Below are 13,580 nucleotides of genomic sequence, written 5' to 3' on the forward strand. Positions count from 1 at the left end.
TTCATCATAAAAGAGATCCAAAACTATGAACTTTCAACAACTCAGAATTATTCGAGAAACGGTGAGACAAAACTTCAACCTCACCGAAGCCTCTGCTGCACTGTATACCTCTCAGTCAGGCGTCAGTAAGCACATCAAAGACCTAGAAGATGAATTAGGCGTACAGCTTTTTATTCGTAAAGGGAAACGCTTACTCGGTTTAACTGAACCAGGTCAAGCACTACTGGGTATTGTTGAACGCATGTTGGTCGACGCGGACAATATTAAACGTCTTGCAGATGATTTTAACCGTGTCGATGAAGGTACTTTGACGATTGCAACTACACATACGCAAGCGCGTTATGTGCTACCGCCGATTGTCAATCAATTCAAAAAAGAGTTTCCAAAGGTTCATCTTATTTTGCAACAAGCCAGTCCTGTTGAAATTACCGAAATGCTTCTGCAAGGTGAAGCTGATATTGGTATTGCAACTGAATCACTGACCACAGAAGATAATCTGGCTAGCGTGCCATTCTATAATTGGCAACACAGTATTATTACCCCACAAAATCACCCACTGGCAAGCAAACAAAATATTAGTATTGCAGACTTGGCGGAATATCCACTGATTACCTATCACGGCGGTTTCACAGGACGTTCAAAAATAGACAAAGCCTTTGAAGATGCAGGTATGGATGTCGACATCGTAATGTCTGCTTTAGATGCTGATGTGATTAAAACCTACGTTGAACTGAATATGGGTGTTGGTATTGTCAATAATGTGGCGTATGACGTTGAACGTGACTATCGTTTAAAACAAATTCCAACTGATATTTTTGGTCTCAATACCACATGGATTGCAGTGCGTAAAGGTCATCTCCTGCGTGGTTATGGCTATGAATTTATCTCGTTGTGCTCACCAGATGCAGACATTAAAGCACTGAAAAGAGTAGCTTATCCAGACGACTAAAATGCTTTTATTCTAAAAAGAGACCCCAGAGTCTCTTTTTTTATTTTTAAACCCATATACTTTAAATGGACATAGTGTATTATTTGATCAAACGATAAAAATACTAGTGAGCAATAACAGTGAATAAAAATCTGTTGGGCTCTTCATTACTTTGTTTATGCTTCTATTCGTCGGGATCATGCTTTGCTGCTGCTTTTGAACGTTCAGGTCAAACGATACAACCCTTTTTTGAACATGGAAATTATGCAGAAATTTCTCTGGCTTATATTGATCCAGATGTTTCTGGCCAAGTTCAACAGGTCGAGACACTACAACAGTTTGGCATCACTGACTTTTCAACAGGCAATTTAAGCAATGAACAAGTAATGCTGGGAGCTGCACTCAAACTACAACTTAACCCTCAGTTTAAATTTGCTGTCATTTATGACCAGCCTTTTGCTGTAGACATCGATTATCGCTATCGACCAAAGATTTACGGTGAAAGTTATGAGATTGAATCTGCCGATATCGACTTTGAAAGTCATAATCTCAGCTCGCTTTTAGGCTACCAATTCAACCCACAATGGGAAATCTATGGCGGTTTCAGCTATCAAAGCTTTGCAGGTTCTTTAAAAGCGAAAGGTCAGGCCTATTCCGTGTTTGATGGCTATGATGCCGAGTTTAAACAAGATGAAAGCTTAGGCTGGTTAGCAGGTATTAGTTATCAAATCCCTGAATATTATTTTAGAACATCGTTGACTTATCGCTCAGCGATTAAACATGAAATCGCCACAACAGAGTCTATCGAAGTTGGCGTAGATACACCCAATGTGATGGAGGTGAAAACACCACAATCGGTGAATCTTGATTTCATGACAGGACTTCCTTATCAAAATATCTTGTATGGGACGCTACGCTGGGTAAATTGGCAAGACTTTGTCATTCAACCACCCAAATTTAAAGCTGTGATCGATTATGTTGCGATATTTTATCCTGAAGCCAAAGACGTCAAACTCATTCAGTACAATGAAGATCAATGGTCTGCAAAACTTGGCCTAGCACACGTATGGAATAAAAAGTGGCTAAGTAGTATAGAGCTGCTCTGGGACTCTGGGATTAATAATCCTGCATCTACGCTTAATCCAAGTGATGGTTATCAAGGCATTGGTCTAGGTAGCATGTACACATACAACACTGAGTTTGATATTGCGGCTGGTCTATATTATTTGCATTTTAAGAAGTCCAAAACATCTTCCGACTCAAATCCTCTGGCAAACATTACAGGACTTTCAGCGCTGAATGATAATGATGCATGGGTCTTTGGACTCAAATTTGCGCATCATTTTTAAAGACTTTAGTTAAAGTCATACATAAAAAAACGAGCCGAAGCTCGTTTTTTATGTGTTAATTACCAGTGGTAACTTACACCCAATTTTGCAACTGGCATCCACTCATATTTATCATCGTTACGGATTTTGTTTTCTTCAGCAGCTAAATCTCTGTCAAAATCAGCGCCATTCACGTTTACAAAGTTACCTTTCGACGTTAAGTTTACAGATGGGTTGCCTGTATAGTAAGCACCTACTTCACCAAATACACCCCAGTTTTGATTAATCTTAGGTGCTAAACCTAAACCAACATAGGGAGCAATATTATTTTCGTAACCCATTTTTCCTGAAACTTCACCATTAAAGTTATAGTTGTTACCATTTACTTTAATCGTACCATCACTTGAGCGCTTCTTCAGGTCGTACTCAGAATCGACATAACCTACACCAGCAGCAACATATAAACCTTGAGCCCAACGATTTGTACTTGTACCCCATGGACGAACTTCAGCATTTAAATAAGCTAACTTATTGTCCATATCCGCATCGTATTTTGTACCATTAATTGATACATCATCAGTCCATGAAATGTCACCGCCGTTGTAACCTAAAGCTAAACCAACATATGGGTTAGCTGTCCACAACAAAGCACCGCCATAACCTGTTGTACCAACTTCAGCACGAACACCAGTAGGAATTAATTTATTTTGGTCAAAAGCATAACCATCTTTTACGACTGCATCATCAGCAAAAGCTGTACCTGCGACTGCTGACATTGCTGCTGCGATTGCAACTAAACGTAATGATTTCATGTTTTTTCTCCTCCAATTAAAGATTTTTTTACATCATTTACAATTTTTTGATGAGGTCATCTTAGAACAGTCTCGGACTATTTTTTATTCAAGATTTGGGCTGTTTTTGTTATTTTTTGATACATTTTATACTTTCTTGTTGTTGTAAATCGCAATTCTTTACTTAACGCCTCTACTCAAACAGCTCTAAAAGTCTTATTTCCAATCATTCATTATTATTTCCGATCCTATGCTGTTTTTTCATCTATTCTCTGCACAATTTAGTGTAAAATCAGGAAAATTTTTTTTCTGGAAGGAAGATCATGTCTCAGCTTTCAACAATTATTGAACAAGCGTTTGAAGACCGTGCGAATTTTACAGCAGCGGACTGTCCTGCTGAAGTTCGTGCAGCAGTTGAAGAAGTCATTGCTGGTTTAGATAACGGGACATTACGTGTTGCTGAAAAAATTGATGGTGAGTGGGTTGTTCATCAATGGGTGAAAAAAGCTGTACTTTTATCATTCAAACTAAATGACAACAAACCAATTGAGTCATGTGACCTTCAATTCTACGACAAAGTAGATACCAAATTTACAGGTTGGACTGAAGAACAGTTTAAAGCGGCTGGCGTACGTGTTGTTCCTCCTGCGGTTGCACGTAAAGGTTCTTTCCAAGCGAAAAATGTGGTGTTAATGCCTTCTTATGTGAACATTGGTGCATATGTTGACGAAGGCACCATGGTTGACACATGGGCAACTGTTGGTTCATGTGCTCAAATTGGTAAAAACGTTCACTTATCTGGTGGTGTAGGAATTGGTGGTGTTCTTGAGCCACTTCAAGCAAACCCAACGATTATTGAAGACAACTGCTTCATCGGTGCACGTTCTGAAATCGTAGAAGGCGTGATCGTAGAAGAAGGTTCTGTAATTTCTATGGGCGTGTTCATTGGTCAATCGACTAAGATTTTTGACCGTGCAACTGGCGAAATTCACTACGGCCGTGTACCAGCAGGTTCTGTTGTAGTTGCAGGTAGCTTACCTTCTAAATGCGGTACTTACAGCCTGTATGCTGCAATCATCGTGAAAAAAGTAGATGCACAAACACGTTCTAAAACGAGCTTGAACGATTTACTACGCGACGAATAATTTTTCGTTGTCGTGCGGAACTAAAGTTCCTCATCTCTACGGTTAAGACTAGCCGTAGAGATTTTTGTTTTTCTAACCTGTGGTTTAATTTTGCTATGAATACGCTTCGATCTTCTGCTATCCCTGTTTCTGATCCTTCTGCGGGTCTACGTATCACGGAGATCTTTTATTCTTTGCAAGGAGAAGCCAACACCTCAGGACTGCCAACAGTTTTTATTCGTTTAACGGGTTGTCCACTACGTTGTACATACTGCGATACGACCTACTCGTTTGAAGGTGGCGAACGCCAATCTTTAGATCAGATTATTCAAACCACGCTTGATTTTAAAACCCCTTATGTCTGCGTGACAGGTGGTGAACCTCTTGCACAGCCCAATGCGTTGCCTTTAATGCAACGTCTTGCTGACCTCGGTTGTGCAGTCTCTTTAGAAACCAGTGGCGCTTTAGATGTGTCTAAGGTTGACCCACGTGTTTCAAAAGTATTAGATTTGAAAACCCCAACTTCAGGTGAAGTTGCACGAAATTTGCTTTCAAATCTCGACCATTTAACCCAGCACGACCAAATCAAGTTTGTGATTTGTAACCGTGAGGATTATGAGTGGTCAAAACAGCAAGTTGAAGACTATAAACTCAATGAAAAAGTCAGCACAGTATGGTTCTCTCCTGCTTTTGCCGTTGAGAAAGGTGCTGCTCGTTTACCTCAACTTGCACGTGACTTAGCGCAATGGATATTAGAAGACCATCTCCCTGTTTGCTTCCAACTCCAACTCCACAAGTTACTTTGGAATGACGAAACTGGTCGTTAATACATTGCCTATTCATCTTTAATTTATATTTGGAGAAATTTGTATGCGCCCTCGTGCCATAGTTTTGTTATCTGGCGGTTTAGACTCAACAACTTGTTTAGCATGGGCGCAAGCACAGTATGACTGTACAGCGCTCAGCTTTATGTATGGTCAACGCTCGACCACTGAGCTCGATGCCGCACGTGAACTGACAAAAAAAGCAGGCGTAGAACATCGTGTCATTAATATCGACTTAGGTAATTTGGGCGGTTCTGCATTAACAGACCATAGCATTGATGTTCCAGATCATGAACAAGTCGGTATTCCTGTAACTTATGTTCCAGCACGTAACACGATTTTCTTGTCTTATGCCCTAGCAGCAGCAGAAGTTTTAGATGCTGAAGCCATTGTGATTGGTATTAATGCTGTTGATTATTCAGGGTATCCTGACTGTCGACCTGAATTTATTGAGGCATTTGCCAACATGGCTCGCCTTGCAACCAAGGTTGGCGTTGAAGGAAAACCTCTTAAATTTGAAACACCTCTGTTACATTTATCCAAAGCAAATATTATTCGCTTAGGTATAGAACATGGCGTAGACTATAGTCAAACGGTGTCTTGCTACCAAGCAGATGACCAAGGACGTGCTTGTGGGAAATGCGACAGCTGCCGTCTTCGTAAAGAAGGTTTTGCAGATGCTGGCGTAACAGACCCAACGCGTTATATACCGTAACGACAAGGTACAGTTTATGAAAAATTTAAAATCAAACATTTTGCTTTCTACATTGGTGTCTGCAGCTGCATTGTTCGCTACAGCTTCAAATGCTGCTGAATCGAACAAATTACAAGAAGCGTATAAAAGCAGCAATGTAAAATCGGCATTAATTAATGTTTGTAAAGAAGAAACTGCAAAAAGCAAAAAGCTTAGCGCAGCAGAAGTAAGCAAATACTGTACTTGTGCAGTTGAAGCTGATGGTAAGTTGACCAATGCACAAAAATGGGAAATCCAAAGTGCAATCAACCAAAAGAAAAGTCCGTCTACTTTAGCTTTTGTACAAAAGCAAAATAACGACTTACAAACATGTTTCGGTCCACAGTTAACAGGTAAATTAAAATCTTTAACTGAAGAAGCAATGAAAGCTGCTCCGAAAAAATAATTCACTGAATGTGAATGAAGCCTGCTCTATGCAGGCTTTTTTATATGTTCAAAATAGATAGAACCTGAAAAATATGCTCACCGAATGGAATACTCGCGCCCAAAATCGCAAATTTGTTGCGTCATATAGTGGTGGAAAAGACAGCAGCCTTGCTTTATACCAAGCGATGCAAATGGGTGAACCTGTTGCATTAATTGTCATGTTAGAAGAGCAAGGTCTAAAGTCACGCTCACATGGGATGTCTCTCGATATTATTCATGCACAGGCAAAAGCAATTGGGCTTCCCATCTACAGTGCCTCCGCAACATGGCAAGACTATGAAAACCAGTTCATTCAACTGTTACAAAAAGCTCAAGCTCTTGGAGCAGAAAGCTTAGTTACAGGTGATATTGATTTAATGGCACATGCCGAATGGAATCAATCCGTTTGCGATAAAAGTGAGCTCAGTTTATGTATGCCCCTGTGGCAACGTCCACGTTTAGACATTGTGCATGAGTTTATTCAACTTGGATTTCAAAGCATCATCGTTACTGTCAACTTAAACTTAGGCATGACAGTTGAAGACTTAGGTCAAGTGCTTAGCTTTGAATATGTCGATGAACTGGTTGCAAGAGGTATTGACCCTTGTGGTGAAGCAGGTGAGTTTCACACTACGGTGATTGATGGCCCGATTTTCAAACATCCACTTTCAGTTGTTAAAGGTGATATTCTGTATCACGAAAATTATGCCTTTTTACCACTTGAATTAGAACAACGCGACATTTAAGGATAGAACATGACTGATACCATCCAACTTCCAAATCAGAACTTTCCAGCCACAACGGGTGAAGTGAACTTAACTGAAGTGCCGACTGAGTGGCTGATTGTGTATTTTTACCCGAAAGATTCAACTCCTGGTTGCACAACTCAAGCCGTTGGTTTTTCATGTTTAAAAAATCAGTTTGATGCCTTACAAACCACGATCATTGGTGTTTCACGTGACTCGGTTAAAGCGCACCAGAATTTTACGGAAAAGCAGGCCCTAACCATTAATTTAATTAGCGACAAAGAAGAAGTGCTGTGTAAACACTTTGATGTGATTAAAGAAAAAAGTATGTATGGTAAAAAAGTGATGGGTATTGAGCGCTCAACTTTTATTTTCCATAACGGTAAGCTGGTTAAAGAGTATCGTAAGGTAAAAGCTGCGGGACATGCTGAACAAGTTTTAGAAGACTTAAAAGCATTACAAGCTTAATGCACATCAGCCCGCAGATGCGGGCTTTGTTTTTTGTGATTTTTTAATTTATTGTTTTTTATTGCACACGCTTTTTATTTCACAAGCAGTGAAATGGCGATCCCCCACATCACCAACGCGATGATCCCATCCAGTACATTCCACGCTTTCGGATTTGCAAAAATCGGAATCAATACGCGAGCACCATAGCCCAAAGCAAAGAAAAACAACCAAGATGCACACACAGCCCCTAGAGCAAAGTACGCAGGTTGCTCAAACTGAGTTGAAATAGAACCCAGTAAAATAACCGTATCTAAATACACATGCGGATTAAGCCAAGTCAGCGCCAAACACAGCAAAACAATATTCATTAGATGATGCTTTTCAATGGAACTTGCCTCCAAGCCCTGCTGTGATTTGAATGCCCGCAGTACATGTTGTAATCCATAATAAAACAGGAAAAGCGCCCCCGCCCATTTGGAAAACTGAATAATTTCAGGATAGTGCTGAAGCACTTTTGAAAAACCAGAAACGCCCAAGACAATTAGAATCGAATCCGACAATGCACAGACAAAACATACCCAAAAAACAAACTGCTTTTTGAGCCCCTGTTTTAACACAAATGCATTTTGAGCCCCAATAGCAATAATGAGGCTCATCCCAACTGCAATCCCTTGTACATATGTACTTAACATTTTGACTTTTCAACTTAATTGATGATGTCAGGATTATCTTTCATTTTTAATTAAATTAAGTATTATTTAGAAAATATCAATATAACTAAAATATTTTTAGTTTAAAGTGAGCCCCGATATGCTGAATCATAAACAGTGCGAAGCATTTTTAGCTGTAGCAGAAACAGGAAGTTTTGACCTTGCTGCTGAACAGCTATGCATTACTGCTTCAGCCGTCACTTTACGCGTACAAAGCCTAGAAAAAAGTTTGGGGCATTTACTGATTGTGCGGGAAAGACCTTGCCGCCCGACACAAGCAGGTCAATCGCTGCTACATTATTTGCAACATAGCCGACTGTTAGAGCAAAGTTTCATTCAGAACCTCACGGGTCATATGAACACCTCTGCTTTTTATCAAATCAACATTGCAACCAATGCCGACTCCTTAGCGACATGGTTGTTGCCCTTGCTACAGTCAACATTAATTGAACACAAGATCGTGGTTCATTTTCAGGTCGATGACCAATCACAAACCCATCACTTACTTGAAGCCGGTTTGGTGAATGCCTGCGTGACAGATGAATCACAAGCCATGAAAGGCTGTGTAGCCGAATACATTGGCGATATGAACTATCGTTTTGTTGCCACACCAACTTTTGCACAGCAATGGTTTAAACAAGGCGTTAACCGAGAGTCTCTACGTGCAGCTCCTGCACTGATCTTTAACGCAAAAGATCAACTCCACACCGCGTATATCCAACAAAAGTTTGGCCTCAATCCAACTCAATATCCACATCACTTTATTCCGTCTTCCAGTGCATTTTTTGATGCGGTTACGATGGGACTCGGCTACGGTTGGTTGCCCTATTACCAAGCCAAACCGCGTTTGCAGGATGACTCATTGGTTGAGGTGGATCCTCAACTCAATATAGATTTACCTTTGTATTGGCATCATTGGAAACAGCAGTCGCTGCAGTTAAATCTGCTAACAGATCTCTTGATTGAACAGGCTCACGCAGCGATGAATTAATAAAGCCCTGAATGTAGGTCTTTAAGATATGAAGCCTCTATTGCACTTTCCACTGCCCTGACAGTTGAATATTCACTTTTTCGCCTACACCGCCAATGGCTTTTTTCATACCAAAGTCACTTCGGTTAATCACGGCAGAGGACTGGACATCCAGTAGATTAGCATTATTGGCACTCGGTTTTAGGGTCGTGCTAAAGCTAACAGGCTTGGTAATGCCGCGAAGTGTTAAGTTTCCGACAATATTATATTGACCGCCACCCAAATCTTTAAAACTGGTACTTTTAAAGTTAGCGCTTTTGTACTTGGATGCATAAAACAAATCTTCACCCAAAATCATATTTTTCAGTGAAGGCTTGCTCAAGCTTAGGCTATTTACATCCATGACAAAGTTCGTTGAAGCATGCTGTGGTGCTTTGGCATCAAACTGCATGCTGGATTGCACCCGATTAAACTTAGCTCTTACAACGGTTACACCCAAGGATTTAATTTCAAAGCCTACATTACTCTGAGGTGTCAATGTCCATGACTGGGCTTGCACTTGAGTGCTGAATGCAAATGTAACACCTGCAATCAGCAAAGCATTTTTAATGACCGCATGAATTGCAATCTGTTTCGTCTGTTGTTTTCTATCCATTGAACTCGATCCTCGTCGAAATATTTTTATTCGACTGAGAACCTTAGTCTAAATTGGATGGGTCCTGAGTTAAAAATTTGTGTTGCAACTGTTTATATATTTCACTTTGTTGGAATTTATGTAAAAACTCACTGGTTCCCAATGGAAACGCCTGCTCTAAAATATCACCTCGATAATAAGCCTCACGAACGGGGGTTGCAGACATCGCGTCTTGTAGACTATCGAGCTCAACCATTTGCCACTCAGGAAAAAGCTGTAAATAATACGAAGAATCATCTTTAAAATGGCCAATCAGTCCAACCTTCGCCTCAGGTGTGACTACATGATTCACTAATTTTTTTACCAATTGCACCCATTTAACATCATTATAAACATCAATTACATGTACAAAGTGAATCCGTTTTTGATGTGCTTCTGAAAAGTTCGATAAAATCATTTCTTCACGTTCAGACGCTAAAAATGGATTTTTCGTATTTCGTTCATTTTGCGCAGAGCCTAAAGCCAAAATGACATTTTCACTTTGCTCTAAAGCAATCTTGATGGTTTGCATATGTGCCAAGTGAAATGGCTGGAAGCGACCAATGAATACGAGATAATCAAATGTATATGGCATAAATCTTTTACTTTTTTATGAACTGGTCAGTTGTGTCGATCATAAAATTATGCGACATAATGAGCCCATAAAATTAAACCAAACTTTCTAGCAAGGATAGTACGATGACACTGAGCTGTATTCAACAACCTCATCAACATTTGAATGCAAAATTAGACAATGGCGTACTTACATTAGCCATTCACCGTCCTGAAGCAAAGAATGCGTTGTATGGCGAACTTTATTTATGGATCGCAAAAGCTTTAGATGAAGCAGATCTAGACAATAGTATTCGTGCTGTCATTCTACGTGGTGAAGACGTGGACTTTACCGCAGGCAACGACATGCAAGATTTTATGAAATCTGAGGCGCAAAAAGGTCAAGCACCTGCGGCTGAAGGCCCTCCATTTATTTTACTTAAATCTGCGGCAAAATTTTCTAAACCGTTGATTGCGGCTGTACGTGGTGTGGCGATTGGTATTGGGGTAACGATCCTGTTACATTGTGACTTGGTTTATAGCGACAACACTGCCCTATTCCAAATTCCATTTGTCAGCCTTGGCTTATCTCCAGAAGGCGCTTCAAGCAAATTATTGGTAGAACAAGCGGGTTATCACAAAGCTGCTGAATTACTGCTAACCGCTCAGAAGTTTGATAGTGCAACTGCAGTTGCTGCAAACCTTATCAACAGTATTGAAGATGATGTGTATGCAGCAGCAGCTAAAAAAGCGGCACAATTGTCTGCTTTACCGTTAGCCTCTTTAGTACAGTCTAAGGCATTGATGAAGCACAATGTAAATGAAATTGTGGCTTGGATTGATCATGAAGCTGAAATTTTCATGGATCGTGTCGGCTCTCCAGAAATGATGGAAGCCGTATCAGCATTTATGCAAAAGCGTAAACCTGATTTCACCCAGTTCAACTAATCCTTGATTGTTGAATGACTAAAAACCACTGTGTTTCATTTTACATAGTGGTTTTTTTATTTTCCGTCCCAACATATTTAAGAACCTATTCGGAAAACTTCTTATGTCAAACACTACAGAAAAAAAGCGTTACTTTGAGCCTGCGCCACAAGACATCGATGTTGAAAATTTTAGAAAAGTCATCCAAAGCCGCCGTTCGGTTCGTAAATTTACCAAGAAAGAAATTCCAGCTGATGTGCTTGATGACTGTTTAGATTTGGCCCTACTTGCGCCCAATTCATCTAACTTACAGCCTTGGACTTTTTATGTGGTGCAGAATCCGACTAAGAAAAAACAGCTGGTCAAAGCTTGCCTAAATCAGCTTGCGGCAAAAACGGCGTCAGAACTGATCGTGTGTGTCGCGCGCACAGACCGTAATGATGAAATGGCAAAACGCAACATTACAGAGTTCCCTTTTCCTGAAGCGCCTGCGACTGTACAGAAATATTATAAGTTTATTCCTTATAACTATAAGACAGGTTACTTAAATGCACTGGGTAACTTTAAGAAAGTGGCTTTCAAAATTGCACGTAGCTTAGACAAACAACTACCCGTAACTGCGTTTAATCAAGCCGATGCAAAACTTTGGGCAAGTAAAACCACAGCTTTAGCTTGTGAGAACCTAGTGCTAGCTTTACGGGCTTATGGTTTCGATAGTTGTATGATGGAAGGTTTTGATGAGCCTTTGGTGCGTAAACTGTTAAATCTGAATGATCAGCAATACCCTGTGATGGTAATTGGTGCAGGTGAGCGTGCAGAAGACGGTGTGTTTTTTCCGCAGTATCGTTTTGATCGCGAGTTATTTATTCAGAAGGTTTAATATTAGTTTTCTCAATGGAATCCTTTCATTAAAGTTTTAATTTCAGGATTAACCTTCGGTTCGACCTACTTTTCTTTCGGGAAAAGTAGGCAAAACCATTGTCATTCGCAAAACTCGTTCTATTCCGCCTTTTACCAATTTAGTCGCAGAAACTTTATCTGATAAATTAAGTCCTGCCTCAAACACTTGCGAATGACGTTAACGTGTATCAGATATATTTTTAAATTCACCATTAAAAAATATCGACCATTTGAATAAACTCAAAAGCGGGCTCCTCATAGGGATGGCTTAATGTTAAAGCCTTTGCCACAGCAGAAGCTTTTTCCTCTGGAACGATGGTTTCCACCCGCCACTCTGGGACTTGCTCCAAAGTATCCAACTCACCTATAAACGGATTTGCTCCTTTTACAGGTTTAAACTGGCCTGTGCCTAAAACTTGCCAAGCACAGTGTTCATAGTTTCCTATGCCACCAGCCCCTGCTTCAAAAATCGCAAGTTTAGTGTTTTCAAGATGGGATTCAGGGACATAGTAGATCAGTTTGAGCATTGTATTTTTCGAGCATATATAAGATGGCTAATTATAAGTCTAAATAGTTATTATGAATAATCATCCATTACTTCAATACCTTTCAATTACTTCAAAACATCTTTTATGGCAATTTAGTAATAGCGGAACTCTTGGAATACCCGAAGCTTTAAAAAATTCTGCTAATGAAATTTACCTTCAATCAAAGCTTTCAAATGAAGCTTTATACTATTTACAAGTTAAAACGTTTCTTGAAACTTTAGATTTAGAAGAAAATGATGTAGAACAATTTATGAGTGAAAACTCTGATCACCAAAGGCTGGGGTTAGAATTATTTAAAGTACTAGAAAATACTTCTTTAGAAAAACAGGCATGTATGCTAGCAAAAGCCTTTAAGGCTTTTCTGTCAAGAAAATGTGATAAAGATGAATATGATAAGTATGTTTATATTATATGTAGACTCGATAATCATCTTATTAAGTTAATTGAGACTATGTTCAATAAAGGATATGATCATTCCGAAATTGAACCCTCTTTTGAGAAGGATGGATTAATAATCCAAGTCGGAAAAACACATAGCTCTTATTTTTTTAAGCCTAACCTTGAACTATTAAATTTTGATTTTCTTGAAACTGAGAAATTAAATCATACATTGCAAAATCAAGAAGTAAAATACATAAGGACCTTATTCTTTTTACATTTTTATGAGAATATTATTTTATAAAAAACCGCCTCACGGCGGTTTTTTAATTATCAAAATCACATCTGCAATGCATAACCCAAAATCAAAAAGATCAATTGCAAGCTTAAAATCACAGCAAACAACTTCCATCCTTTTTTACGCAACGCAGACTTATCGACTGCTTCGTATGTAACTGTTTTAATCATGTCATCACCTCATACATGAGTGTTGATACTGAAATAGTTTAGTAATCCATCTTTCTTCTATTTTGCATGATATTTGTGCATTTATTACACAATATCACTTTCAC

At 39.4% G+C, this 13,580-nt stretch carries 18 protein-coding genes; 12 read left to right on the plus strand and 6 right to left on the minus strand.

Translation table 11 applies throughout. The features are described 5' to 3' along the window. Positions 1-25: 25 nt before the first annotated feature. The gene (locus tag WH214_RS09380) at positions 26-949 is read left to right on the plus strand and encodes a CysB family HTH-type transcriptional regulator (RefSeq protein ID WP_004980569.1); all 924 of its coding nucleotides are present in this window, start codon (positions 26-28) and stop codon (positions 947-949) included. 119 nt (positions 950-1,068) lie between these two features. Continuing rightward, complete coding sequence (locus WH214_RS09385) at positions 1,069-2,277, plus strand: outer membrane protein transport protein (RefSeq protein ID WP_339421093.1); 1,209 nt, start codon at positions 1,069-1,071, stop codon at positions 2,275-2,277. A gap of 59 nt (positions 2,278-2,336) precedes the next feature. Here WH214_RS09385 and carO read toward each other — a convergent pair whose 3' ends face one another. Beyond that, the gene (carO, locus tag WH214_RS09390) at positions 2,337-3,068 is read right to left on the minus strand and encodes an ornithine uptake porin CarO type 4 (protein WP_114837099.1); all 732 of its coding nucleotides are present in this window, start codon (positions 3,066-3,068) and stop codon (positions 2,337-2,339) included. A 302-nt stretch (positions 3,069-3,370) separates the two neighbouring features. On the opposite strand from carO, the gene dapD reads away from it, so the two are divergent. The 6 genes from dapD (at position 3,371) to WH214_RS09420 (ending at position 7,368) form a co-directional block, all read left to right on the plus strand. Next, a complete protein-coding gene (dapD, locus tag WH214_RS09395) occupies positions 3,371-4,192 on the plus strand; it encodes a 2,3,4,5-tetrahydropyridine-2,6-dicarboxylate N-succinyltransferase (RefSeq protein WP_004693827.1) in 822 nt (273 codons plus the stop codon). A gap of 95 nt (positions 4,193-4,287) precedes the next feature. Continuing rightward, entirely contained in the window at positions 4,288-4,998 is a 711-nt protein-coding gene (queE, locus tag WH214_RS09400; RefSeq protein ID WP_004980577.1) for a 7-carboxy-7-deazaguanine synthase QueE, read from the plus strand. A 43-nt stretch (positions 4,999-5,041) separates the two neighbouring features. Next, positions 5,042-5,710 carry a 7-cyano-7-deazaguanine synthase QueC gene (queC, locus tag WH214_RS09405; RefSeq protein WP_004693831.1) on the plus strand — a complete coding sequence of 223 codons (669 nt, stop codon included), beginning with the start codon at positions 5,042-5,044 and terminating at the stop codon, positions 5,708-5,710. Between the two features lie 16 nt (positions 5,711-5,726). Beyond that, entirely contained in the window at positions 5,727-6,134 is a 408-nt protein-coding gene (locus WH214_RS09410) for a hypothetical protein (RefSeq protein ID WP_004980581.1), read from the plus strand. Positions 6,135-6,207: 73 nt separating this feature from the next. Then, positions 6,208-6,900 carry a diphthine--ammonia ligase gene (locus WH214_RS09415; RefSeq protein WP_339421096.1) on the plus strand — a complete coding sequence of 231 codons (693 nt, stop codon included), beginning with the start codon at positions 6,208-6,210 and terminating at the stop codon, positions 6,898-6,900. Positions 6,901-6,909: 9 nt separating this feature from the next. After that, positions 6,910-7,368 carry a peroxiredoxin gene (locus tag WH214_RS09420; protein ID WP_339421098.1) on the plus strand — a complete coding sequence of 153 codons (459 nt, stop codon included), beginning with the start codon at positions 6,910-6,912 and terminating at the stop codon, positions 7,366-7,368. A 74-nt stretch (positions 7,369-7,442) separates the two neighbouring features. On the opposite strand, the gene WH214_RS09425 is transcribed toward WH214_RS09420, so the two are convergent. Continuing rightward, positions 7,443-8,042, minus strand: coding sequence for a LysE/ArgO family amino acid transporter (locus WH214_RS09425; protein WP_339993250.1), 600 nt, complete (start codon positions 8,040-8,042; stop codon positions 7,443-7,445). 118 nt (positions 8,043-8,160) lie between these two features. On the opposite strand from WH214_RS09425, the gene WH214_RS09430 reads away from it, so the two are divergent. Continuing rightward, positions 8,161-9,051 (plus strand): LysR family transcriptional regulator ArgP, encoded by an 891-nt coding sequence (locus WH214_RS09430; protein WP_259233534.1) that lies wholly within the window; start codon positions 8,161-8,163, stop codon positions 9,049-9,051. 37 nt (positions 9,052-9,088) lie between these two features. On the opposite strand, the gene WH214_RS09435 is transcribed toward WH214_RS09430, so the two are convergent. Then, positions 9,089-9,685, minus strand: coding sequence for a YceI family protein (locus WH214_RS09435; protein WP_259233533.1), 597 nt, complete (start codon positions 9,683-9,685; stop codon positions 9,089-9,091). Positions 9,686-9,728: 43 nt separating this feature from the next. Further along, positions 9,729-10,298 (minus strand): nicotinate-nicotinamide nucleotide adenylyltransferase, encoded by a 570-nt coding sequence (locus WH214_RS09440; RefSeq protein WP_114837106.1) that lies wholly within the window; start codon positions 10,296-10,298, stop codon positions 9,729-9,731. Positions 10,299-10,402: 104 nt separating this feature from the next. Here WH214_RS09440 and WH214_RS09445 point away from each other — a divergent pair, with 104 nt between their 5' ends. Together WH214_RS09445 and WH214_RS09450 are read left to right on the plus strand one after the other, a co-directional pair. Next, on the plus strand, positions 10,403-11,203 hold the full coding sequence (locus tag WH214_RS09445) for an enoyl-CoA hydratase-related protein (protein ID WP_339421105.1): 801 nt from the start codon (positions 10,403-10,405) through the stop codon (positions 11,201-11,203). A gap of 103 nt (positions 11,204-11,306) precedes the next feature. After that, on the plus strand, positions 11,307-12,062 hold the full coding sequence (locus WH214_RS09450; RefSeq protein ID WP_339421107.1) for a nitroreductase family protein: 756 nt from the start codon (positions 11,307-11,309) through the stop codon (positions 12,060-12,062). Positions 12,063-12,294: 232 nt separating this feature from the next. Here the strand turns inward: WH214_RS09450 and WH214_RS09455 are convergent, their stop codons facing one another. Further along, positions 12,295-12,609, minus strand: a complete 315-nt coding sequence (locus tag WH214_RS09455) for an NGG1p interacting factor NIF3 (protein ID WP_339421109.1) — start codon at positions 12,607-12,609, stop codon at positions 12,295-12,297. A 52-nt stretch (positions 12,610-12,661) separates the two neighbouring features. On the opposite strand from WH214_RS09455, the gene WH214_RS09460 reads away from it, so the two are divergent. Further along, positions 12,662-13,312 (plus strand): hypothetical protein, encoded by a 651-nt coding sequence (locus WH214_RS09460; RefSeq protein WP_339421111.1) that lies wholly within the window; start codon positions 12,662-12,664, stop codon positions 13,310-13,312. Positions 13,313-13,347: 35 nt separating this feature from the next. On the opposite strand, the gene WH214_RS09465 is transcribed toward WH214_RS09460, so the two are convergent. Next, positions 13,348-13,476 carry a KGW motif small protein gene (locus WH214_RS09465; RefSeq protein WP_004693854.1) on the minus strand — a complete coding sequence of 43 codons (129 nt, stop codon included), beginning with the start codon at positions 13,474-13,476 and terminating at the stop codon, positions 13,348-13,350. Positions 13,477-13,580 lie beyond the last annotated feature (104 nt).

Source organism: Acinetobacter sp. MYb191 (assembly GCF_037572605.1).
Classification (GTDB): Bacteria; Pseudomonadota; Gammaproteobacteria; order Pseudomonadales; family Moraxellaceae; genus Acinetobacter; species Acinetobacter johnsonii.

Bases quoted from the DNA above. Each gene is read 5' to 3' on its own strand.
- WH214_RS09450 (WP_339421107.1), top strand. From the start codon at position 11,307: ATGTCAAACACTACAGAAAAAAAGCGTTACTTTGAGCCTGCGCCACAA.
- dapD (WP_004693827.1), top strand. From the start codon at position 3,371: ATGTCTCAGCTTTCAACAATTATTGAACAAGCGTTTGAAGACCGTGCG.
- WH214_RS09455 (WP_339421109.1), bottom strand. From the start codon at position 12,609: ATGCTCAAACTGATCTACTATGTCCCTGAATCCCATCTTGAAAACACT.
- WH214_RS09425 (WP_339993250.1), bottom strand. From the start codon at position 8,042: ATGTTAAGTACATATGTACAAGGGATTGCAGTTGGGATGAGCCTCATT.
- WH214_RS09445 (WP_339421105.1), top strand. From the start codon at position 10,403: ATGACACTGAGCTGTATTCAACAACCTCATCAACATTTGAATGCAAAA.
- carO (WP_114837099.1), bottom strand. From the start codon at position 3,068: ATGAAATCATTACGTTTAGTTGCAATCGCAGCAGCAATGTCAGCAGTC.
- WH214_RS09415 (WP_339421096.1), top strand. From the start codon at position 6,208: ATGCTCACCGAATGGAATACTCGCGCCCAAAATCGCAAATTTGTTGCG.
- WH214_RS09430 (WP_259233534.1), top strand. From the start codon at position 8,161: ATGCTGAATCATAAACAGTGCGAAGCATTTTTAGCTGTAGCAGAAACA.
- WH214_RS09420 (WP_339421098.1), top strand. From the start codon at position 6,910: ATGACTGATACCATCCAACTTCCAAATCAGAACTTTCCAGCCACAACG.
- queE (WP_004980577.1), top strand. From the start codon at position 4,288: ATGAATACGCTTCGATCTTCTGCTATCCCTGTTTCTGATCCTTCTGCG.
- queC (WP_004693831.1), top strand. From the start codon at position 5,042: ATGCGCCCTCGTGCCATAGTTTTGTTATCTGGCGGTTTAGACTCAACA.
- WH214_RS09465 (WP_004693854.1), bottom strand. From the start codon at position 13,476: ATGATTAAAACAGTTACATACGAAGCAGTCGATAAGTCTGCGTTGCGT.
- WH214_RS09440 (WP_114837106.1), bottom strand. From the start codon at position 10,298: ATGCCATATACATTTGATTATCTCGTATTCATTGGTCGCTTCCAGCCA.
- WH214_RS09460 (WP_339421111.1), top strand. From the start codon at position 12,662: ATGAATAATCATCCATTACTTCAATACCTTTCAATTACTTCAAAACAT.
- WH214_RS09410 (WP_004980581.1), top strand. From the start codon at position 5,727: ATGAAAAATTTAAAATCAAACATTTTGCTTTCTACATTGGTGTCTGCA.
- WH214_RS09380 (WP_004980569.1), top strand. From the start codon at position 26: ATGAACTTTCAACAACTCAGAATTATTCGAGAAACGGTGAGACAAAAC.
- WH214_RS09435 (WP_259233533.1), bottom strand. From the start codon at position 9,685: ATGGATAGAAAACAACAGACGAAACAGATTGCAATTCATGCGGTCATT.